Consider the following 23,007-nt stretch of genomic DNA (forward strand, 5'->3'; position numbering starts at 1 on the left):
CTCATTTGGATGAGGTTCAATAGCAACAGTGTGTAAACCAATTGCGAATATTGTCCAAAGAGATATGAGCATAGGCGAGAGCGATCGCTTTATTCTTAGCTTGATAAGTTCTAGCTTGGATTGAACGAAGAGTGTTTTTAAGTTATTGTAATGAAGAGAAATACCCAGCCAATCATCAAAAGACCGACCATACTCGCGCTAGATCGCAATCTATGCCTCAAGAGAAGGAGACGGTCAGAATAAGCTTTCCATCACAAACATAAGCAAATATAGGGGTTTGCTGCACTGCAAACATGAAATATTCTCGCTCTAGAAACGCTAAGAGAGAATCAGTAAGGGCGATCTATTTGTAGAGCATTTATTGCATATCTTTAAGAGTTACGTGGGATGGTCATCCAGAGGGGGAAAATAAAAGCATCAAGGAATGCTTTATAAACTATTACCTCTATGCTCCAGAATCGCATTCGACAAGCTATCTATGCTGCCTTAACAGTGATCGGCTTTGTCTGGACAAATTATTATTTAGTGCAGTTCACCATTGCCACCAAGGGAGAGCTAACCCTGGCTAATTTTCTGAACTTCGATATTGCCTTTTTTATTAAACAAGTTTACGCTAATCCCGCTTCCAGTTTTATTGGGATAGATGTAACTGTTGCAGCCTTGTGTGGAATTATACTGATCGTGACCGAAGGGCGACGGCTAAAGATGAGGTTGTGGGGTCTTTACATTGTCGCTATCTTCTTAGTATCCTTTGGTTTTGGATTTCCTCTGTTTCTCTTTATGCGGGAGCGCAAGCAGATTGAATTGCTAGGTCTAGCAGGAGATACCCAGGAGAAGAAGACTTCACCCACGTGAGAATTGTTGGATTAAGAAAAAGAACAGAGAGTACAAACAGGCTTACTATCATTATGAGATTTGGAGTCAAGGTAGACTCGGCTTACTATATAACAATTACAGAATTCACAAATTTCCCAGGCTTTTAGAGTCTGACAGAAGAGGGATAAATCCTTTGTCATACCTGGATTGTAGAGGTCGTCTACCCTTCAGCAAAAATCGATTCATAAATCCGATTTTGGACTCTCAAAGTTCCCTGTTGCTTAACCACTAACCCCGACAACAGCAATTCTCTTTCCTCTGAACTATCCACTGCAACCATCTCTCCTTGATGCCAAATTTGTCGGTAGATTTCTCGTAATCGAACCGATTGTGGGCTCTGGATCAGGCGATCTCGAATGGTTCTTAAATGCTGTGGTTCATCCTGGGATTCCCAATTCTCGATGATCTGAGTGAGCACTAAGTTTTCAATCCATTCGGCTTCTTGGTTGCTCGGAATCGCCGATGAAGTACTACGGATCAGTTGACAGAGCTTTTGGGTCAAAAAAGGTTGACCATTCGTCCAAGCGAAGACTTCTTTGAGTATGGTTTGAGGATTGCTGACTTTTTCGGTTAATCCCTGTAACAAAGGTTGCGCTTCATACTCTTTAAAGCTTTCTAGTTGAATTGCCTGACCAATATTGAAAGGAGTTGTCTGATGATTGGTAATTAAATCCCCTGGGGTAGCCACGCCAAAAAAAGCAAAGGTTAAACGTCGATACTCTGGGTTGAGACTACGTTGATTATAGCAGGAGCGAATCAGACCAAAAAAGTCATTCAGGGGAAAATTCAAGCTTAAGATACTATCAATTTCATCAATAAAAATGACTAAGTTGTGAGGGATAGTCTCATCTTGTTGCTGAACTTCAACCAATAAAATTTCTTCGATAAATTGACTTAATTTCTGAACGGGAGAAATATCTTCTCGTTCATTCCACCAAGTTTTGAGATTCACTTTTCGGAGCAAACCAAAACTACGCCATAGTTCTACGATTAATCCTTTGTACCATCGTTCTGGTGTCGTGTTTTCGCTACCAATACGGGTCAGATCGATCGCCCCGCAGCTCACCCCCTCATGCTGTAAATGATGCATCATGCGTACCATCAGACTTGACTTGCCCATTTGCCGAGGATTGAGCACATAGCAAAATTCTCCTTGCTTCAAGGCTTTGTAGAGATAACGATCCGCCGAACGTACGACATAGGTGGGTGCATCCATGGGCAAACTTCCCCCTACTTGATAGTCAAAGGTAGAAGGTTCTTCGGCACTTTTGAGTAGCTCGTTTTCAAACAGTAGTTCCGCTTGAGTTGCTTTCAGCACTTCTAGGGTTTGTGATAGTTCATGGGTGCGATTTTCTACTTTTTGCTCTAAGGTGCGGTTAGACTCGGCTAATTCGTCTTTTGCCTGTTGCAGGGCAATATTTTTAAGTTCAAGCTCATGGGTAAACTGAATTCGCTCTGCTTCGGCTTGTTTGCGTTCGGTGATATCAGTAAAAGCTGCGATCGCAAACTCGATCTTGCCTGTCTCATCAAAAATCGGTGTGGCAGAAACCTCTAGAGGAATAATTTTATGGGGTAGGTGAAGTTCGAGATCGTCTCTTTTAACAGTTTCGCCAGAGAGAGCTTGCACGATAGGTAATTGCTCTGTTGGGTATAATTGTTCTGTTCCTGCTTGATATACTCGATAAACTTCTGAAAATTGTTCGGGTTTCGTTTCTAGAGAGACATTGCTTTCTTGGGCTAATTCCTTGGAGAGCCGATTGGCATAATAAGTTTGACCTGTAGGATCGAGAACAGATACCCCCACTGGCATAGCTTCTAGAAATTGAGTGAGTCGGTTTTGATTTTCTTGTAGCTCGGTGTAGAGTTTGGCATTGGTAATTGCGATCGCAGCTTGGCTGGATAAAAGTTGCAGAACTTCCAACCTCTCTTGGGTAAAAGCTCCCACAGTGAGATTATTTTCTAGATAGACAATGCCTCTGAGTTGACCTTGATCTAGCAGTGGTGTACACAAAAGGGATTTGGTCTGATGAGATTTAATATAGGAGTCATTAGTAATTTTATACTGATGAGCAGCATCATTTTTGAGGACAGTTTTTCGGGTACGAGCAACATAGTTAATAATCGATCTGGGCAGACAGCCATCAATGGGTATCGACTTTAAAACAGTAACTTTATCTTCATCCACCGAACCAGAAGCTTCAATCAGGAGTTGCCCTTCTGTTTCTAAAATGAGGTAGCCCACCTCGGCTCCAGCATTCTCAATTAAAATTTTCATTAAAGTCGTCAGCAGTTTAGCCAAAACGATCTCGCTAGAAATAGCTTGAGATGCTTTCATAATGGTAGCTAAATCTAAGACTTCTCCAGAATGAGTGTTGGTGTTAGTCGTTGTCCTAACTTTATCCGTCATCGAAGCAGAAGCCGAGGATTTTACTAATAATTGCGGGTATTTAGCTTCTAAATCTTGAACCTTTGCCACGGCTCCCCAGAGAGAATAAAGATAGTGTGCTTCATTCAGGTAGGTTTTGGCAATTTTAACTTTACCCCAATTTAGATAAAATTTTGCTGCTAGTTCGTTGGCGAGAGCTTCTTCATTAAGATATAAATTTTTTTCGGCTAATGCTATGGCTCGATCATAGTAGTCCATTGCTTCAAGATAGCAGCCTTGAATTCGATATTGCTCTGCTTCTACTAAGTAAAACTTGTGTAAATAATTCATCGCTGCATGGTGCGCCCATTTTTTCATTTTTTTTTGATTGGCTGCCACCTTGAGTAGAAGATTTTTTTGTTCTGACAAGGTAGCATAAGCATAGACTGCAATTCTGACAAGGGAATCGTAGAAATAGAAGATCGGCACAAAAGTTGAACCAATCGAACTTTCTAAATATTTTTCTGCTAAAACTGCATTTTGCGCGGCCGCTGCATAGTCTTCAAAAAGATAGGATAGGACTAGTTTGTTGCTATATAGTCCGAAGATACCGCTATAGTCGTTGACCTGCTGTTGTAGGGGCAGCATTGTCCGCTCATCGTAAAAGTCCCCGATTAAACGACAAGGGTTTTCTGATTTTCCCCTTAAGTTCAAGACAACCTGGCAAGATCTTTGCAAATAATTAAGTGCTATTGTTTGCTGGAATTGAGCGATCGCCTCAAGGTAATTCACCATCTCCTTTTCCAATCCTGCCAATTCCTTCCCTAGGACGTATGCATGACAGACATAAGCCACTGCGCTATAGGCAGCATGTCCCAAATCTCCAGTGTCCAGTCCACTTTTATATCCTTCTAATAAGATAGGTAGTGTTTGTTGGAGATGTTTTTTCCAATGGTTAATATAAAAACTGACGAGAAATAAAGTTCTTGATTTATGTTGTCGGACACTAAAAGACTCGGACAAGCTCAAGGCTAATTGACCAAATTTATAGCCAGCATCAATGTCCCCCACGATGCCACAGAGAATTTGTCCATAAACGGCATAAGCTGCAGCAGAAGTAGCAGCATTGCCATATTTAACCGAGAGATTAACTTGCTTAAAACCCATCAAGATTTGCATTCTCGGCGCAGCAAATTGCGCAGCAGTTGCAACAGTGTCTAAAAGATGCATTGCTGAGAGTTTGTAAAGATCCTGCATCGGAGGGAGATCGATTAATGCCTCAATTCTTTTCCCTGCTAAAGTGACCTTTGTCCCCGCTAACTCTAGTGAAATCTTCAACTTGCTTGGTTTTTGCGGAAATCTCACTCCTAACGGCTTCAGTACTGATAGCCCAGTTTCTATTGCTGTGAGTAGTTTATTCTGTGCTTTGAAGGCTTCGATCTGAACTTGATAAACTTTTACTCTATCTAACAAGGTTTCAGCTTTTGCGAGGACGGCTGAGGCAAATTTGTCCATCTGCTCAAAATCTCCTCTCAAATAAGCCACTTCTACTGCTTCTGAATACAAGGTTAGGGTCAGATTGTAATTCGTTTTCCAACTCTCTTTTTCTAAGAATTTTTGACCTATCTTTAAATACTTGACTGCTGCTTCATAAGCGTTTGCGGATTTTGCTTTTTGAGCTGCCAGTAAGTTTAATTTGGCAATTTCATTGCGTTCTAATTGATGAGCGATCTGTTGATAGCCTAAATTGAGATGATCGACAATCTTGAAGATATTTTCTGACAATTGATTTGGTTGGGTATTTTGCCAAAGTAAGCGACCAATGGTTAGATGAGTAAATATTTTTTGTTCCTGAGCAATTAAGGCATAAGCACCTTGTTGAATGCGATCGTGTTCAAATTTATAATCTTGAATTAATAGTTGCTCATCTAATTCTGATAAAGGAATAACTAAACCTGCATCAATCGCTGGGATTAAATTTTTAAAAAGCTCCGAAGCTGATTTTTCACAGATAATCGAGATTGTATTTAAGTTAAACTCTGCTCCAATACAAGCTGCTAAACTTAAAACTTCTTGGGTAAATTTAGGCAATTTTTCCATCTTGCCCATCATAAATTTGACCATATTATCGGTGCTGCAAATCCTTTCAATCTCTTTCAGATTCCATTGCCAAGCTCGTTCGGGATGGGTGGGTTGAGTAACAGACTGCCCAGAAGTATTGAATCGCAGCAAATTTTCCGAGTAGATAGTTTTCAGAAATTCATTGATAAAAAAAGGATTACCATTGGTTTTTTGCCAAACTAATTCAGCCAGAGGTTGCACATATTCTTCTTGAGCGTTGAGTGTCTCTACAATTAACTGATTAACGCGATCGAGAGCTAGAGGTTTTAAAATAATTTGATTGACTATTGTTCCTTGTTGGCGTATTTCGTCGAGAGTAATAGTTAAGGGATGAGTAGAGTTAATCTCATTATCTCGATAAGAACCAATCAAGAAAAGATACTCAAGATCTGCATTCATCATGATTAGTTCGATTAACTTTATACTGGCGGAGTCTGCCCATTGCAAATCATCTAAAAAAATAACTAAAGGATGCTTAGAAGAACAAAAGACGCGAATAAAATTTTTAAAGACTAAATTGAAGCGATTTTGGGCTGCTGTTGCTCCTAACTCTGGAACTACTGGTTGCCGACCAATAATTAATTCTACTTCGGGAATAACATCAATAATTACTTGACCATTCACTCCCAACGCAGTGAAAAGCTGCTTACGCCATCGATTAAGTTGCGTCTTGCTTTCTCCTAAAATTTGCTTGACTAAATTAGTAAAGGCATTGACAACGGCAGAATAGGGAATATTGCGCTGAAATTGGTCAAACTTACCAGAGATAAAATAGCCCCGTTTTTCAGTGATTGGTTTATAGATTTCCTGTACTAGGGTTGTTTTACCTACACCAGAATATCCCGTAACTAGCATCAGTTCGGGTTGGGATAAGTTTGATGTTGCAACTCTCTCAAATGCTGCCATTAAGGTTTTAATTTCTGACTCTCTTCCATAGAGTTTTTGAGGAATTTGAAACTGATTGGCTAAATCTTGAGTTGTGAGCGCAAAATCTTCAATTTTTCCTGTAGTTTCTAATTGTCTTAAACATTCTTCTAGATCGGCTTTAATACCATAAGCACTCTTGTATCGCTCCTCAGCCGTTTTCGCCATCAATTTCATCACTAAGTTAGAAATAACAACAGGGATATCGGGATTAACTTGATGGGGAGGTAGGGGTTGTTTTGCTAGATGACAGTGAACCAATTCTAAAGGATCGCTTACTTCAAAGGGCAATAGTCCAGTGAGTAGTTCATAGAAAGTGACTCCAAGAGAATAAAAATCAGTGCGGTAATCTAAACTACGATTCATCCGTCCTGTTTGTTCTGGAGAAATATAAGCTAAAGTACCTTCAAGAATATTGGGACTTTTCAGACTGGGATTTTCTTGCTTGAGTGCAGTAGCAATACCAAAATCAATGATTTTGATTTGTCTGGTTGTAGTGTTGAAGACAATATTGGCAGGGTTAATATCTTTGTGAATTATATTAGCTGCATGAATCTTAGCCAAATTCTCAACTATCTGAATCGCAATGGGAAAGAATTCCTGTAATCGTAAAGGTTTGCCATCGATCCATTTTTTTAAAGAGATCGCCCCAAAATCCTCTAGGATAATAACTAAAGTTCTTTGATAGGTTTCTAAACCATAAGCTGCGATAGTGCCGTCGAAGTTAAGGCTACAGATAGTTTTGTATTCTTGCTTGTAGCGGGTGAGTTCTTGAGCAGTGGGATAGTCTTGTTTGAGTACTTTGAGAATAACAGGTTGATTATCCGAAGAACGAATGCCTCGATAGACTTCTGAGTTAAAGCTTTCGTAGATTTTGCTAATAATTTGGTAGCCATTCAGAGTAATCATCATTAGTTCGATATTAGTTCGATAGCCAAAATAGACCTGTTATGAAAACAGAATTCAGGAGTCCTCAGATCAGAATGAACTGATTTTCATCCTCGGTTGTGAGCGTAACATTCATGGTCGTCTCTTGTTTCAATTAAATTATAAGTTCTGGTGTAGTGTAGTAGGAGCGAACAGCAGTTCGCCTCTACAAGGGTCAGGGATTCACTTTTCTCTTAAACTTTTCTCTTAAAAATATCATTGCGTCGATTGAAGAAAAATTCGTAAGGAACCTTAGTCAAACTACGCAAAGCAGAGCTTAATCTATTCACATTGTAGGTTGATTTCCGTGGAGAAATTTCCTGAAAATACTCAGAATGCAAGGTGAAGCCAAAATTAATATCTTCAGATAGACTAAGTTTAGCAATCGGTCCTTGGCTAAGATTATCAGCAGCAAATAGCCAAGCTTCCGAACCTTTTGGAGTAAAAACAGTAGTAAAAATATATCCTCTGTCTTGAGGAATGAATTGAATGCTAACTAGAACAGATCCTTCATCACAGACATAAAAATCAAGCAGTTCTTTGCCTAGATCGGATACGGGAATGTCAGGATTTTGTTCTTGTTCTGTCTCGATCTGCTTAGTGAGTTCTTGCCAATTCTTGTCTAAAGGAACTTTAGCTAACACCGAAGGAAGATCCTCTTGAGGAAGTGGCTTGTCCGTTAAAACTCTATTTTCATGGTCGCGGAAACTAAGGTATTGACGGCGAGAGATCAAATCTTGATGATACCCTGCATAAACCTGGTAGATAGCAGAATACCCCTTTGGATCATCTAATTCCCGCGGATCGGCAGTATAAAGCATGGTGGTGAACCAACCAGGATGGATCAAAGCTTCTTCCTCAATCACTTGAGCATCTTTAATCACTACTTTTCGTAATACTCCAGGATCGAAAGCAAACATCCAAGGTATACCATAGTATTCAGCATAATAGCGATCGCCACTAAAATGTTTGACATCATCTGGCTGTATTGCTTCAGTTAAACTAATGGTTGCTTGTTGTATGGCAACCATACGAATTTCTCCATCGATATGATGATAGTTACACAAAAAATGGTAGCTATCACCATCAAAAGTTACTAGGCGCGATGGAACAGTTGCCTTGTCTGGATTGAGATCTTGACGATTGACAACATAAATTTGTGTTTTTGAATAAGCTTTGCGAAGCGGAATTTTTAAACCTAACAGCGTTGCTAAACCCATCTGAAAAGGCATATCGGGAATCATCACCAATTCCTCTGTCACGATAGTAGTATGAGGACTGCCATCGAGAACTGTTCCATCTAACTCCCAATGTCTGATACCTGTATTATTTTTATCTTGGTAATTTTTCTGTTTACCGTCCCAAAAAGTGATGTAGGCTGCACTAACCATATCAGTGAATAAATTTTCTCGACGGGGTTTAGACTTTAATTCACAAGTAATAAGTTCTCCAGTCTTAGGATCGTAAAAAGGGTGAGCTGTGTTTGCCACCATCGGGAAGAATGATACAGGCACGGAAATGATATGTTCGTCAAAATACCCTATCGGCGTTATGGTTTTTAGGGTATCGGGGTCTACTTCCCAGTAACGTCCTGCATCTGCGGTGAGAATTAGCCTTCCCTTCATATTGACAATAGCGGTGTTGGCTATTTCTGCAACTCCCAAAAAACCAAGTCTGGCTGGAAAAAATGCTTTTGGGAGTAGTTTGCCGAGTGGCAATTGTACCCAATGCCAGAAACTATCCCAAGTTTTTAATTTGTTGCTGTGGACTTGAATTTTTCCTGGTTGAGGTTGGAGAGCCCACTTAATAATTACACCTTCACCCATAAATAAATGGCTATCATTTTTGCGGTGGTAAGGGGCAACAATGAAAACATGACCAGATAAATTCTCTGGCAAAGTTCCCTCGTAAATTTTGGCATCTTCACACAAATTACCTGATGGAATCGAACCTCGAAACTTACTAACATCAATTGACATAACAGATACTCCTAATTGCGATCGCAATTGATTAAAGCAGCTAATACCAATTCTCAACAGCGTGATTCTAGATGCTTGGCGGGGCTTATAAAGTCCTCTCCTCAGCATAGCTCACGCTCAAAAGTAATTGGAGACGCACATAGTAGCGGGTCTATACTACAATGCTGGGCTGTAATTTTAGGGTCAATTCATAAATTGACGAGCCACCCTGGCGAGGAAAACTCGCCGAAGGAATGCGCGAGTTGACCCTACACAGTGTAAAATTTTCCTCTTAAATTTAAACTACCCAATCAATTACACTAGACACGCTAGTAGATTGGATAGAACTAAGCGTGAAACCCAACAAAGTTCTACCAATGTTGGGTTTTGCCCACTAAACCCATTCTACAATTTATGATTCATCGATCCAGAAAATGCATGATAAATGGTATAAACTACAAGAAAGGCGATCTCTTAACCAAACGGTTTCTCTCTCGGACAAGAAAAACACCTTATCTGGCTTGATAGTTTCAACAGAATAACAGGGATTAAACTGCGGTTTAGGTCGCATTGTTTTAGTTGATTATGGGCTGAAAAGTAAATTGACATTCGGCTTCCTGACAAAAACACCCCGAAATGTGAGTCCTGAGCAATCGATCTGCTAAGCAATTAAATCTCGATCTCATTTCCGCTAATGCCCTGAAACTTAAAGCGTCCGACTTCTTCCCTATAAGTACGTTTGATGTCCCGCAGCATACTAATTGCCATCTTCTCACCCAGCAGATTGCCTCCTGTTTCCAGACCCTTACGAGAACGAGCATTGGAATTCGTACCTAATGCAGTCCCGTCCGTACGCCAGTGCATTCCCGCCCCATCACGGAACAGAGTGACATTGGCAATCAATTTATTGAGTTCGCCATGTATCGTCAGCTTCGGGCCTTGAAAATCCCGTAGTTTCTGACCATTGTCAGTGGGCACTTGGGGATGAGGAAACTCACCATCGGCAAAAAAGGCTTTCGCCATCGTCGCAGCAGCAGCAATAAAGGCTGAATGACCACCAGGGTAGGCAGGATGAGTGGGAGAGCCTTCTGGGTAAGCTATCGGTAGTAACCAAGTACCATCTCCCTCGCCACGTCCCTGCGCCACGTTTTGCTTTTGGTTATGATCGAGAATGCGCTCGAGGACTGTGGTTTTGCGCCAGACTTCTGCACCTTCTCCAAAAAACTGCTTAAATGTCTCATCGTGAAATGGGTTATTCGGTGAGTTACCCAACTTTCCCCGTCGGAAAAGCTCGAGACGTTGTGCATATACTTCTGGTCGCAGACGACGATGAACACACCATTTTTGAAACCAGGCGTGCTTGAGGGCAGAGACTCCCGCAAATCCACTCTGAATCGTGATGTCTGGCCTACCAAGGCTACCAAATGCATCAGAAGTGGTGATGCTTCCATTGGCGTAGGGACTCGCATTGGAGATGTCTGCACCCAGTCCTAGGAGAATAATCGTCGCCCAAAGACCTGACTGGTGGGGCAAATCAATGTGTACCCACTGACCCGCATCCCGCAGGGTAATGATATGGCGCGTACCGTCAATAATATCCGAACCAGTGGGATCGATATCTCCATTGTTAACTTTGTTCCAAGTTTCGAGATCGGTCAAGTAATCAAGATTTTTTCTAGGGTAACGCTGCAACTGTTGAATCGGCTGATTACCAAACTGGAAATTCTGCAAGAGAAACTGAGAAACGTGAGGTCCGACATCACAACCCTCGTAAGGACCTCGGAATATCGTATCTGGGGAGCATTTAAATCCGAATTCCTGCTCAAAGCCCAGATTATTTAAGTCTTCGCAAGCATCAGCAATTAGGGGGCTATTAGCATATCGATCGAATCTGAGATCTCGGCACAGTGCCATCCAATAGCGTTCCACCAGATCCACTGCCGTATTACGACTGGCAAATTGCGGAGCAGGTGCCATCCGTGCGCCATGGGAATCGTCACCAATTAACTGAAAGGAGTAAGCATTGAGTGGATTAGCCAGTAGGCGATATTTTCCGCCGAGTTTAACTCTCTCGAAATCGATCTGATTCCCTTTTTCAATCGCTTTGAGTAGGGACTCAAAGGAAAACTTTTCCACTAAGCCGATTGAATTGTGTTTTAAAGCTTTTGTGAAGGAAGCGAAACCTGGAAAACCAAGCTGTTCAAACCGTTTTTCGTCTCCATTTGCTGGCGGTGGCGCAGTTTCAAAAGCATTAAAAGCATCATCCCGCGTCAATTTACGGATTTTCTGTGCTTCTTTCCGCCGAGCTTGCAATTTTTGTCCGTGGGCATTTGGGGGTTTGTTAATCGTGTCAACCATGGAAAATCTCCTCGATGAATGTGATTGTGAGTTAACAAAATAAATAAAAAGCTTGGTCTTTCTCAGATAGTTCAGAGAAAATTTTTCCATATTTTCTGACAAACTACTGAAGGGTTCTCAACCAGATTTGTCTACGTTTTATCTTAGTTTTGCTTTTAGTGTCTTAAGCTCATAAAACTCATAGAACAACTCATGGAAAAACTAATAATTAGAATGACTAGATAAAAGTTAACTGGTAATAGATTGTTAGTAGGAGAGTGGTTAGTCCCGTCCTATCTTCGTCCCAAACTAAGCGGGATCAATAGGATAATATTGCTGTAACTCTTTGATAAAAGATTGCCAACATCGCTTATACAATTCACATCTGGCGATCGCTTTATTTTCCAATTGCTTAATTACTCCCATACTACTTAACTTATAAGCCATAATAGGATTTAAAGTAATAGGTTCACTTGCGTTTAAAATGGTATCAAGAGCTTGTGCTAATTCAGGTTGTTGTGCCAGTGTTATATAGTGACGCTGCAAATGATGAGAATAAATTCCACTGGCAGTGTGAGCAGTTTTTAGTAGTTGCGACAGAGTTATCTCCTGCCGACTGAGATGATAGAATGCTAGGCTAACTAGTGCAGGATGTCCTCCTACCAGAGACATCAGTTGTCTGGCTTCTGCTCCATCTGTCCAGTCAAGCCCGTAGCGTTGTGCTAGCTGCTGTACTTCTTCCTGGCTAAAGCTGTCTAACTGAATTGGCAGCCCTACATTGAATGGGGATTGGTTGAGTTGAAGAGGGACATAAATTTCCGTAGAATGAACTACCACCAGGCGAAGCTTTCCCCAAATAGGGAATCTTTTCGCTTCTTCGTACCAAGAACGCAATAGAGGGAGAAAATCCTTTGCCACTTGGGGATGCTCGAAAATTTGGTTGACCTCATCCAATGCCAAGACCAGAGAAGTATCAATTTGCTCTAAAATATAATCTTGAAAGTAGAGGGTGCAACTAATTTTGCTCCCCATATCTTCATCCCAATAATCATCTAGTCTTGGTTCAAGCTGAAGTTGGTGGGCGACGTTAGCACACAGCCAACGCAGAAATTGATTCAAATCGCTCAAAATTGCTTGGTCAACTTGCTCCAAATTCAAACTGATTGTGCGGTAGTTCAGATGCTCAGCATAGTCAATAATCCTCAGTAACAGTGAAGTTTTGCCCATTTCTCTGGGGGCTTTAATCCTGATTAATGAGCCTGATTTTCTAAGTTCTGGATAAATTTGCTCCTTAAGGGAAGAGGGTTCAAGGTAAAAGAGAGAGTCAAGGGAAACTGAACCACTAGGATAGCAAAGTGAAGTATTCTGCTGGGTATCGGGAGAAAAGTTAGCCAAATGTTGCTTCGGGGAAGTTGCTTCTGGTGCTGTTTGTGCTGCAACATAGGACTCAAGCAGTGCCTGACAGTTTTTCTTCGTTACGCGCTGACCGATGATTTTGGAGAGTCGCTGATACAACTCTGGAGCAACAATGGTAGTAAAGTAGCCAGGACTATAACCTGCCTCGATCGCAATTTGATTATAAGTTCTATATTGCCAAACACCTTTCAAAATAATAATTTCTGTGAAATTAAGGGGGCGATTTTTGCTGCCAATTAGCTGGCGGTCAATAATTTTAAGGAGATGATCGAGATTCATGGGTTACGTATTTGGGAAACCCCATCTATAATATTCAACTCTTTAACTTTACTGTTTCTTATTAATTTTATATAGATTAGAAATAACTTCTTAATAGAAAATTCATAGCAAATATAGATTTTATGAAGCTTAAATAAACTATTCAGTATAAGCTATTTATTATATAAGTAAAAGTCAATGCTTTTTGCTTAGCAATTTTTCTTAAGTAAAATTACGTAGCACTTAATATTTGAAGTAATGAGTAACTTTATAGTTGCAACCAGCAACTTGGGTTATCAGTTTTTCTATGAGTTCTGAAATGAGTTTTATGAGATTGAAAGAATCAGAAAAAAGTAATATCAAACTTAGACAGTAGACAGAAGTCGGAATTGAATCAGGAGAATATTAGAAATAAAGAACGACACAAAACAATATGAAAGGAATTTAATCATGACATCAACTACAACTCAGATAGGACAAACTAAACCTACCTATCAACCCGTTATAAAGGTTTCAGTAGGAGCATTTACTGGGGCTTTGGTTACTCTGACGAGTGACCCCGCGTTATGCGGAGCGGTATCCGTGATAGGCGGCGTAAGACCCTAAAAGACTTCCTTCGGTCGCGCAAGGGAACGCACGAGTCGTGACGGTACTAATTTTAAATGATTTTCATCCTCGTTTTCAAAGTCAAAAAATATCTGGTGAAATTTCTGGCGCGGTGACTACTGTTCTTACATTGGTTGTTTCTTACTTAGTACCTCCTAGCAGAAAAGAGACGACCGTCATAGAAGCTGGTGCTATCAAATCAGCCAAAACGTAAATAGTAATGCCTCAAATTGATTTTTTCGATTTTTTTTCCTTAAAACTGAGAAAAATTTCACTTCAGTTTCGCTCAAGCTGTATCTTACTGTCTAATTTCAGCAGGAGTATCTTCTATGATTAGTCAAGTTTCCGAAAAAAAAATGCACTTTATTAGATGGGTGCTGGTAGTCGGTTGGCTACTCTTAATTTTCTCCTTATTTTATGACCCCATCTCTCACCATCTAAGCGATCCTAATAATTTAGTCAGCCCTTTTCGCGATCGAGTCATTAGTCTGGCAGAAGTACCCACTCGATGCGTTAAAGTTCAGGGAGAGTGCCTAAAGGAAACGCCGTATCCGATGGGAACTAGGATTTTCTGGGGCATGGTAGTTCCCAGTGCAATTATGATTGTCCTGCTCTTCGGTCATGAAACTTGGCGACGTATTTGTCCTCTTTATTTTCTTTCCCAGATTCCCAGGGCTTTGGGGCTACAGCCACGACTAAATATTCATCAAAATCGTTGGCTGGTGAACAATCATCTCTATCTGCAATTTGCCCTGCTGTTTATTGGCTTAAATTGCCGTATTCTCTTCATTAACTCAGCCCGTGTGTTCTTTGGTTGTTTTCTGCTTTTTACTATCCTTTCTGCTATAACCATAGTTTTTCTATATGGTGGTCGTAGCTGGTGTCATTATGTTTGTCCTTTTGGCGTAGTGCAAATGATTTTTACTGGCCCAAGAGGATTGTTAGATAGTCAGGCACACAAAACCCAACCCAGAAGCATCACTCAGTCTATGTGCCGAACGGTAGATAGCAAAACTAGTCAGGAAAAAAGTGCTTGTATCAACTGTAAATCTGCTTGTCTTGATATTGATGCCGAAAAAGCTTACTGGCAAGATTTGACTAAGCCTGGTCGTAGATTTGTTCAATATGGCTATTTGGGATTGGTAAGCGGGTATCTTATTTATTACTATTTATATGCAGGTAATTTTAATTATTATTTTTCTGGTGCTTGGACTCATGAAGAAGATCAGTTAGCAACCCTCCTCAAGCCAGGTTTTTATATCTTGGATAAGTCAATTCCGATTCCTAAACTGGTAGCAGTTCCCTTAACCTTGGCTTTTTTTGTGGGAATGTTTTACCTGATTGGGAATAAAAGTGAAAAGGCTTTTTTCTCTTATTTGCGACGACGTAACCCCAAGATCGATCGTCAACAGGTCTTACACCGAGTCTTTTCTCTTTTTACCTTTGTTGCCTTTAACACTTTTTTTATTTATGGTGGACGACCAGAAATTTTGCGTTTGCCTTTCCTGTTACAACTCATCTTTAATGCTTTAATTATTTTGATTAGTACTCTTTGGCTCGATCGAACTTGGGATCGTAGCGAAGAAGAGTATAACAAAGAAAGTCTGGCATATAAATTGCGCCGTCAACTAAAAAAACTATCTTTCAACTTCTCTCAGTTGTTACAAGGACGTTCTTTAGACGAGTTAAATTCTCATGAATTATATCTCCTAGCTTCAGTCTTACCCAATGCTACGCGACAAGAATACTATCGGATTTACAAGGGCATATTGGAAGAAGCTTTATCAGAAAAACGTTTTAAGCCAGACATTAGTAAAGAAGCTCTCCAGCAGCTTCGTCAAAAACTACAGCTTCAAGATGAAGAACATGACTGCGCTTTGGCAGAAATTATCCAAGAGAAACCAAATCTTTTAAATTCATTCACGTCCACAAATTCAGGTCTTAGCTTGGCTAGGACAAAGCTCAGGGCTGTCAGAAATAATCATGGCAGTCTGAGGGACTCTGCCATGGAAGAGCAGAGTTTGTTGGGACTTCGTCAATCAGGAATCAAACCAATTCAGAAAAATTACTTACCTCAAGCATCCACCCAGATCAAACGGGTCAGAGATAAAAAACAAAGGAACAAGAACGACTCTCAAGTTCTGCCCACCAAAATCAAAGATATCAGCGACAGAAACGATCGAAAATAGAATTTCTAAATTATCTTTCTTCTCCTCACAAGGGTAGGTTTTAAAAGAGCGACATAAACTCCCGAAATAAATTCTCAGGGCGTAAGTCTGAGCGAGAGGGATGGCGAGGTTGCCTTATGCCAATCACGGACTCACCGATGGTCGCGCGACGGCGAAGCCGAGTCCTAAGGCGGAAGCGATATCCGTGATAGACGCCATATCCAATTCTTTGCTTTGGGGTTGACCCAGATTGTTGACCGCCCGCATCGGGAGACCCGCCCTCACTTTCGCTGTGAGTAGGCACTTTACATTCAGTATGAAACTTCACTAAAAAGGTGTTTATTGATAGTTGAAATTCCGAAACAATTACGCCTTATTTGCCCATTTATCGCTCTTCCTTAATAAATTTAACCATTAAAAGTCAGAAACTTACCCTTATATAGATATAGTCATTCCAATTAATTTCTTTATGTTGTTAAACATCGGTAAAAGGATGAGAGCTAAAAAATAGTACTAAATAACTCATGATTTCTATTGGGAATTACGATAAACTCCCTCAGCCACCACAGTTAACCCTATCTATTACTCAAAACTATACGATTAATTTTGCATCAGTACTTAATTTATGTCAGTCACAAATATCCAAATCAAAGCACTTAATGCAGAAACTGGTGAGTTTAAAGAAAAACTCCTGAAACTAACAACTGGAATAAAAAGAGATTGTCTTTTAGGCAGACACTCCAGTTGTGACTTAGTTCTCGATAGTGCAGAAGTAAGTCGTATCCACGGGCGCATTTGGTGTCAAGATGGACAGTGTTTTTATACAGATCTCGGTAGTACGGATGGCTCTCAAATTAACGACCAAAAAGTTGGAGTCAATCAGGTTTATCCCTTAAAACAAAATCATCTACTTCGTATCGGTGGCTTTATAGTGACGATCGACCATCAATCGATTGCAGAACAATCTGCTGTGACCGTTGGTCAACCTCATCGGTGGAGTGGGGGCGAGTTAACCGTTCGTTGTCTACAAGCGATCGCTGAAACTCCTGATGTGAAAACTTTTCGCTTTGTTGCCGAACCAACCGTACTATTCTCTTATAAGCCTGGACAGTTTGTAACCCTGGATTTAGACATCGAAGGAAAAAGGGCGCTGCGTTCTTATTCTATTTCTTCAACTCCTTCCCGTCCCCATACTTTAGAAATTACTGTCAAGCGAGTTCCACCGCCCACTGAGATAGCTGATGCTCCACCAGGACTAGTTTCTAATTGGTTGCACGATCGCCTTACTGTCGGCTCTCAAGTCAAATTAAAGGGTCCGATGGGAAAATTTACCTGTGTCGATAACCCCGCTCAAAAACTGCTATTCATTTCGGCTGGTAGCGGTATTACACCAATGATGTCAATGTCACGGTGGCTTTGTGACACGGGAGCTAATGTTGATATCATCTTTATTCATAGTACCCGTAGTCCCCGCGATTTCATTTTTCGACACGAATTAGAATCAATGGCAGCGCGGTATTCTAATTTTCAGTTAGCAGTTACAGCGACTTGCTTAGAACCAGGTCAAGCATGGGTTGGATACACTGGGAGATTGAATGAATTGATGCTACAAGCGATCGCCCCAGATTTGCAGGAGCGCACAGTGTATGTCTGTGGAGCAAATCCCTTTATGGAGGAGGTTAAAACCAGGCTAGAAGAACTCTTGTTCCCGATGGAAAACTATCATGAAGAAAGCTTTGGCAGCCCACCAAGAAAGCAATCCGTCAAGAAAAAACAGGAAGATAGAGCAACAATAAATACGTACATTGGGGGAGACTCTAGCCCACAATCTTCGTCTAATCAAGAGCTTCACCCAGATATTACCAAAGAGAAGCCAGAAAACATTATTTCTGTTAATACCACTCAAGAGCGATCGTCTATTGTCTTTGACAAGTTGGGCAAAGAAATTGCGGGCGATCGAGAAGACACCATTCTAGAAATTGCCGAACAGGAAGGGATTGAACTGCCCTCTGGCTGTCGCATGGGAGCTTGTGGTGCTTGTAAACTGCCTCTGTTAGCAGGAGAGGTTAATTATGATGACGATCCTGACTGTGAACCTGGGCATCTTTTGACCTGTATAGCCAAACCTGTGGGACGAGTTGTTATTGAAGCTTAAACAGGTTTTTATTGTTCTAACTTTTTTTGCAGATGCCAATTAATATTATGGATACCATACTCAATTCAGGAGATATTCTGAACTCTCGCTATCGAATCTTACACCAAATAGGACATGGTGGTTTTGGTCGTACCTACTTGGCAGAAGATATCAATCGTTTTAACGAACCCTGCGTTCTCAAAGAATTTGCGCCTCAACTTCAAGGCTCATTTGCTCTGGAAAAAGCACAAGAATTATTCGAGCGAGAAGCAGGGATTCTCTATCGGTTAGAACATCCCCAAATTCCTAGATTTCGTGAATTGTTCCGTTATAAGTATCAAGGCAGGGGACGCTTGTTGTTAGTACAAGACTATATTGAAGGTCAAACCTATCATACCCTGGTCAATAATCGCTCTCAACAGGGAATGAAATTTAGTGAAGCGGAAATAAGTCAGTTACTCTGCCAAATACTGCCCGTTTTAGAATATATTCACTCGATTGGGGTAATTCATCGCGATATTTCTCCCGATAACCTGATTTTACGTAGTTATGATGGGCTAGCAGTGCTAATTGACTTTGGTAGTATCAAGGAAGTAGCAACTAAAGCAAAATCTCAATTAGTCGAGGAAGTTCCCGACACAGAAACTATACCCCTTATAGGAACAGTATTAGGTAAGAATGGATATGCTCCACCAGAGCAGATGGAAAGAGGAATTGTCCGCGCCCATAGCGATTTATATGCTTTAGCTGCAACTGCGGTGGTGCTGCTGACAGGTAAAGAACCACGACAATTAATCGTCCCCTATAGTTATCAGTGGCATTGGCAAAAAGAAATAACTCTTAGTCCTAAGTTGGAATGGGTACTGAGTAAAATGCTAGCTCCCAATCCCAGCGATCGCTTTGACCGTGCGACAGAAGTCAGACAAGCTTTTCAGGTTCTCTCAACTTTACCCCCTAACATTCAGCCTGTGACTCGGCAACTTCCCCCCAGTAAAACGCGTTTTACCTTTAAACTATCGTTTTTGGCAACTTTAGCCACAGTGGTATTTCTCGGAAGTAGCTGGTGGTGGCAAAAGCAAGATTTCACGATTGTTTTACCCAGGATTTCTCGTTCCCACGATTTGGCCCGGACAGAGTCCCCACTACGAGAGCGATTTAGTCAGGGAGAAAAGGTTTTAATTCCCCAAAAAACCACACTTGAAAAAGAGTTGGCTGTAGCTGCATTCGCCCAAGGTAATTACGATGATTCTGTATCTTTACTTTCAGCATCTCTCAAGACTCTTGCTAACGATCCAGAAGCCTTGATTTATCTAAATAACGCTCAGATTGGTCAAGAAAAATCTTATAGCATTGCTGTTTCTATTCCCATTGGTAGTGATGTTAATGCAGCCCAAGAAATTCTCAGGGGTGTTGCTCAAGCTCAAACTCTGGTTAACCAAAGCGGTGGAATTAACGGTATTGCTCTGAAAGTCCAAATTATCAACGATGATAATAACCCAGAGATTGCCCAACAAGTAGCGATAACCTTGAGTCAAAACCCAGAGATTTTAGGTGTAATCGGTCATTATGCTAGCGATGTGACTTTAGCCACAGCAAACATTTATCAATCAGGTCAATTGGTAGCAATCTCGCCCATTAGCACCTCGGTTAAATTATCCAATCTAAGTCCTTATTTATTTCGCACTGTTCCCAGTGATTATATTGCTGCTAGAGCCTTAGCAGAATATATGCTTCATCAGCTAAAACAGAAAAACGTCGCAGTTTTCTATAATTCCCAAAGTAACTATAGCGAATCCCTCAAATCGGAGTTTATTGCTGCTGTTTCCCTCGGCGGAGGACATTTAGTCAGTACTTTTGACTTATCTGATGCTAATTTCAGTGCTGCTGATAGCCTCGAACAAGCTATAGACAAAGGTGCAGAAGTACTAATGTTAGCAGCTAATACTGGCACGCTCGACAAAGCTTTACAAGTGATTCAGGTTAATCGTCAAAGGCTCAGTCTGTTGGGCGGAGATGATGTTTATACCCCTAAGACTTTGCAAGTGGCGGGAGAATTGGCTGAAGATATGGTGTTGGCAATTCCCTGGCACATTAAAAGCGATCGCAATTTAGAAACTGAGTTTGCCAACGTTGCTGGAAAACTCTGGGGAGGAGAGGTCAACTGGCGTACTGCAATGGCTTACGATGCTGCTAAAGTTTTAATTGCTGCCATTAAGCGCAGTCCTACTCGTATTGGTATCCAAAAAGTACTTTCCAATCCTAACTTTTCTGCTATTGGTGCTTGCAACCAGATTCGTTTTTTCTCTTCAGGCGATCGCTTTAAATCAATGGAGTTAGTCAAAATTCAACCAAGCGATCGCCCATCTTGGAGTCATGAATTTACGCCTCTTGTTTCTAGATAAGTTCAATGCTATTTAAAACTCGATCTTCTGTAAAGTTTCCTTGTAAGGTAGCTATTTGCTCTGTACCAAAAGAAAGAGTATCGTTATTAAAACTGAAATTATTGGTATTAGTTATGCCACCAAATCCGCTCTGACTGATTTCAATTTTATCCCCTTGAGCAGTACTAAAATCGGTTATAGTATTAATTCCTTCAGCAGCAGAATTGAAGACAAAGCGATCGGCTCCATTTCCTCCAGTGAGAGTATCATTACCCCCTCCTCCAGTGAGAAGATTAGCTTGTCCATTCCCTTTGATGATGTCATCGTGATCGCTACCGATTACATTTTCAATACCTCTGAGTAAATCATTAAAGAAGTAGCCTTGCTCGCCAGTAGGATCGAAAGGGCGATTAGTAGCGTGATAAGAAATGTTATTGGAGTTAGTTCGTGGGGACTGTAAATCCAAATCAATTCCGTTAAGAGCTTGTGTATAAAAAACCGTATCATTGCCCTCTCCACCATCAATGATGTTTCTACCTGCTCCTCCTGCTAAGAAGTCGTCGCCAACAAAACCATAAATTTTACGATTAATGGTGTTTTCTTTGAGTTCTCTTATATAGTCTTGTTCAGTTTTTCCTTCTTCGATAAATGTGGCTAAAGATTTATACCCGACAAGATTATCGTTGTAGTTTGAGCCAGTGAGATAAACTCCCGAACCATCAGCTGCATTTTGACCAGAAGTGATATCTAAAGCACGAGGACCATAAGCCCCCAGAATCATAAATTTATTGGTTCCTAAATCGGATAAAACTCCAGGATCGGGAAGTTCATTTATATGATTCGTCTCCTCGGTAAAACCATTTCTACCATTTAAACCAACTTTAACTTTTCCATTATCAAAAAATAAAGCTGTTTCTGAGAGCGTAGTTTTCATCGAATCATAGATAGCTCTATCTAAGCTTCCAGCATTAGGATTGTTTAAGATATTGCTTGGAGAATCGAAGTTGATGGCAGCAAAAGTATTATTTCCATCCTCACTATCATATTTTAAGGTGAGTGCAGAAGTGCCATTGGTATCGTTAGATAAGAAAACATTTGGTCGATCAACATCACTGACTGGAATAATCATAAAGTCTTCCAAAGGGTTAAAATCTTCTACTGTGGCATATTTCCCCCCTGAAGCAGGTATTATCGTCTCACTAGTCTGAAAGTTTCCAGAAAATAGATCGGCAAATCCCTTGATAAAAATTGGCGCAATTTCTTTAGCAATTTTGAATGAGGGGAACAAGGTTTGAAAAGCTAGATCGCTAAAATCGGTGAGGATGTCTAGAAAAAAGGATGATTGCGACTCATTTGTTATTGTTTCGCCTTGGGGTGCTTCTCCAAGAAAGAAACTATCAAATCCTGCTCCTCCGATGAGTGTATCTTGCTGATTTTCTAGTAAATTGCCACTAAAAATCAGATCGTTACCTGCGCCACCGTCTATTTCCTCATTTCCTTCCTTACCATAAATGAGATCGTTCCCCTCCTCTCCAACTAACCAATCAAGTTCACTTCTTCCATAAAGAGTATCGTCACCTGAGCCACCATTTAAATAATCAGATTCACTATTTTTAAACAAATGGCCTTTTAGAAGATCGTTACCTTCGCCACCAAGTAAAGCATCACCCCCTTCACCACCTATTAAAGTATCATTACCCGCACCACCTTCTAAACGGTTGTTACCGTGATAAACACTTAAGTCATCATTCCCCGTCCACCATTTAAAGTGTCATTACCAGCAGTCCCGTGCATCAAATTGTCCCCTATAGCTTGCTCGATCGCCACTTTTTGACCATCAATAATCACCACAGCGAGATCGTTTTCTGCTTTTAATTGCTCTAAGAGATCGGAGTCGATCGCCTGTCCTTTAACCAAACGAGAAAAGATATCCCCTTCATCCCCCGCAGCATCTATGGTATTGATTTCAGCATCGACATGATGTCCGTATTCTTCTAAGATCGTGGAAGTTATCGAACTAATATTGGGAGCAAGCAGTAAATATTCCTTTGAGATGTAAATTTTCTTGGTATCTACAGAGTAAGCACCTTTGGCATTGTTAATTGTTGCTGCCGAAACAATTTCGATCTCTGGAAAAGAATCAAATTCGCCATTTTGCCATTCATTAACTAAAGCTCTTGTTGTTTGGAGATCGAACCGAGATCCATATGCTGTACGAAAATCTGCTAGAACTCCATCTTTAAATGCAAAATTGGTCAGTAAATTTTGGGATAGGGCGATCGCTTCATGGAACAGACCTAAGTAAGTAGTTTCGTTGTCGATTTGCATAGTAGTCATTAGCTTAATCCTGGTTGAAATAGGGGAAAAAAAAGCTGAAAATTCCGAACAATAATCATTGGCTCGTTCTTGGGAAACTCGGTAATAATTTGCTTGAGCCGTGATAGCTGGTGTTAGTAATGCTTTCAGTTGATGAGCGAACAGCCTACGGCTGCACTGCGCGATCGCGTCAACTTCCACCATTGAACGCCATCGTTTT

The 23,007-nt window shown here is 40.8% G+C and carries 12 protein-coding genes and 1 pseudogene; 6 read left to right on the forward strand and 7 right to left on the reverse strand.

Annotated elements, in window-relative coordinates:
- Positions 1-447 precede the first annotated feature (447 nt).
- The gene (locus H1P_RS01045) at positions 448-855 is read left to right on the forward strand and encodes a DUF2834 domain-containing protein (RefSeq protein WP_144863266.1); all 408 of its coding nucleotides are present in this window, start codon (positions 448-450) and stop codon (positions 853-855) included.
- A gap of 181 nt (positions 856-1,036) precedes the next feature.
- Here H1P_RS01045 and H1P_RS01050 read toward each other — a convergent pair whose 3' ends face one another.
- From H1P_RS01050 to H1P_RS01065, 4 genes are all read right to left on the reverse strand, one after another.
- The gene (locus tag H1P_RS01050; RefSeq protein WP_144863316.1) at positions 1,037-7,195 is read right to left on the reverse strand and encodes an AAA family ATPase; all 6,159 of its coding nucleotides are present in this window, start codon (positions 7,193-7,195) and stop codon (positions 1,037-1,039) included.
- Positions 7,196-7,407: 212 nt separating this feature from the next.
- Positions 7,408-9,192, reverse strand: coding sequence for a carotenoid oxygenase family protein (locus tag H1P_RS01055; protein WP_144863268.1), 1,785 nt, complete (start codon positions 9,190-9,192; stop codon positions 7,408-7,410).
- 648 nt (positions 9,193-9,840) lie between these two features.
- Positions 9,841-11,100: a phosphatase PAP2 family protein gene (locus H1P_RS01060; protein ID WP_222426889.1), complete on the reverse strand. Its 1,260-nt coding sequence runs from the start codon at positions 11,098-11,100 to the stop codon at positions 9,841-9,843.
- 717 nt (positions 11,101-11,817) lie between these two features.
- On the reverse strand, positions 11,818-13,203 hold the full coding sequence (locus tag H1P_RS01065; RefSeq protein ID WP_144863270.1) for an AAA-like domain-containing protein: 1,386 nt from the start codon (positions 13,201-13,203) through the stop codon (positions 11,818-11,820).
- Positions 13,204-13,632: 429 nt separating this feature from the next.
- On the opposite strand from H1P_RS01065, the gene H1P_RS35615 reads away from it, so the two are divergent.
- The 5 genes from H1P_RS35615 to H1P_RS01080 all read left to right on the forward strand — a co-directional run bounded on the left by H1P_RS35615 (position 13,633) and on the right by H1P_RS01080 (position 20,492).
- On the forward strand, positions 13,633-13,788 hold the full coding sequence (locus tag H1P_RS35615; protein ID WP_186375784.1) for a hypothetical protein: 156 nt from the start codon (positions 13,633-13,635) through the stop codon (positions 13,786-13,788).
- Between the two features lie 37 nt (positions 13,789-13,825).
- Positions 13,826-14,002, forward strand: coding sequence for a hypothetical protein (locus H1P_RS35620; RefSeq protein ID WP_186375785.1), 177 nt, complete (start codon positions 13,826-13,828; stop codon positions 14,000-14,002).
- 115 nt (positions 14,003-14,117) lie between these two features.
- Positions 14,118-15,977, forward strand: a complete 1,860-nt coding sequence (locus H1P_RS01070) for a 4Fe-4S binding protein (RefSeq protein WP_144863272.1) — start codon at positions 14,118-14,120, stop codon at positions 15,975-15,977.
- Positions 15,978-16,581: 604 nt separating this feature from the next.
- On the forward strand, positions 16,582-18,111 hold the full coding sequence (locus H1P_RS01075; protein WP_144863274.1) for an FHA domain-containing protein: 1,530 nt from the start codon (positions 16,582-16,584) through the stop codon (positions 18,109-18,111).
- 32 nt (positions 18,112-18,143) lie between these two features.
- Positions 18,144-20,492 carry a bifunctional serine/threonine-protein kinase/ABC transporter substrate-binding protein gene (locus H1P_RS01080; protein WP_222426890.1) on the forward strand — a complete coding sequence of 783 codons (2,349 nt, stop codon included), beginning with the start codon at positions 18,144-18,146 and terminating at the stop codon, positions 20,490-20,492.
- Here H1P_RS01080 and H1P_RS01085 read toward each other — a convergent pair.
- From H1P_RS01085 to H1P_RS01095, 3 genes and pseudogenes are all read right to left on the reverse strand, one after another.
- Positions 20,485-22,092: a calcium-binding protein gene (locus H1P_RS01085; RefSeq protein ID WP_144863276.1), complete on the reverse strand. Its 1,608-nt coding sequence runs from the start codon at positions 22,090-22,092 to the stop codon at positions 20,485-20,487. The genes H1P_RS01080 and H1P_RS01085 overlap by 8 nt on opposite strands.
- A 21-nt stretch (positions 22,093-22,113) precedes the next feature.
- Positions 22,114-22,185: pseudogene (locus H1P_RS39760) on the reverse strand (hypothetical protein); the annotation flags it as partial.
- 23 nt (positions 22,186-22,208) lie between these two features.
- A complete protein-coding gene (locus H1P_RS01095) occupies positions 22,209-22,991 on the reverse strand; it encodes a hypothetical protein (protein WP_144863278.1) in 783 nt (260 codons plus the stop codon).
- Positions 22,992-23,007: the final 16 nt, after the last annotated feature.

It is taken from the genome of Hyella patelloides LEGE 07179, assembly GCF_900659865.1.
Taxonomy (GTDB): domain Bacteria; phylum Cyanobacteriota; class Cyanobacteriia; order Cyanobacteriales; family Xenococcaceae; genus Hyella; species Hyella patelloides.